The 1,077-nt window shown below is 58.3% G+C and carries 1 protein-coding gene; it reads right to left on the reverse strand.

Annotated elements, in window-relative coordinates; genetic code table 11:
• Positions 1-95: 95 nt before the first annotated feature.
• Positions 96-836, reverse strand: a complete 741-nt coding sequence (locus tag AC097P_RS24790; protein ID WP_479613072.1) for a hypothetical protein — start codon at positions 834-836, stop codon at positions 96-98.
• Between the last annotated feature and the right edge of the window lie 241 nt (positions 837-1,077).

A 1,077-nucleotide genomic window follows, 5' to 3' on the forward strand; every position in this document is an offset into this window, starting at 1 on the left:
TAGCTTGGCCATCATGTAGTGCGCCAGTCGCCGCACCAGCGGCTGTTACTGCTTGATCAGGGCGGAGCGGTCCAGCTGCCCCTTCTCGGTATACATCAATGGCTCCCCGCAAACTGGGCAGACTGGGCAAAATGACCCTTTGGTGTTGCCCGGCCCATCACGTCATTGACGGCGAATTCCGCAGCAAGCGACACAGAACTCTCCAGCAGGCGCAAGGCGAGCCGCTGAATCTCTTCACACGGCGCAAGGTCACCCTGTTGTTCTGTGATGTCCAGGGCTTTCAATTCATGACCCAAAAACCTTTTGGCGCATTCGCTCAAACCCGCCGACGCTGGCGACTGCCGCGCGGCTACAGAAAGGTTCGATCGTTGCAGCATATTGACGATGGTAGGCTTAAGTTTGCCAGTAATCAACAACCGTTTCAGCGCCATGTAGCCGGTGAGCAGTGAAGTTTTGCTGGGGGACACCGCGAGCAGCGGCTCGACGTGCCAGTCGCCGATCAAACCTACCATCCATTCGACCTGACAATACAAAATGACGATGCCCTCGGCCGGTAGCAAAGGGCCCAGTTTGTGAAGGTTTCCAAAGTTGGTTCCAGGCCTCTGTATGAGAGTGCTAATGCCTTTGGCGCATGGGAGTACGGCCCAGGCCGGTGCGTCGCACAGGTCATCGTCGCCCCAGTGGGTATTCTCCAGAAGCTGTGCCAGGCCGGGGTTACTGTCTGATTCGGGGGTTGTTGCATCCAATACGGTGACTGAATACCCAAAATTCACCAACGCCAGGCAAAGCTGCCAGAGCAAGGGCAATTCAGCCCGTTCGTCGCCGTGACTGACCATAGCAACCAGCCGCGGACCAGACTGGCAACCCAGTCCTATCAAGCCGGACGCCTGGTTGCTGAAGTGGTTAAGCATCCATGCGCCCCTTGAGCAGGGCCTGGGCCGACGGTTGCCCAAAATAGAAGCCCAGATCGCTAACCTTGGGGTCGTAGGCCGAGACACCGACCGTGCGCATGGACTGGCGAACCAGCTTTGCCGCATTCGCCGACTCCCAATCCTCCGGGACGCGTTGGCCGGTTGC

It is taken from the genome of Rhodoferax sp. ZS1R8 (assembly GCF_056521325.1).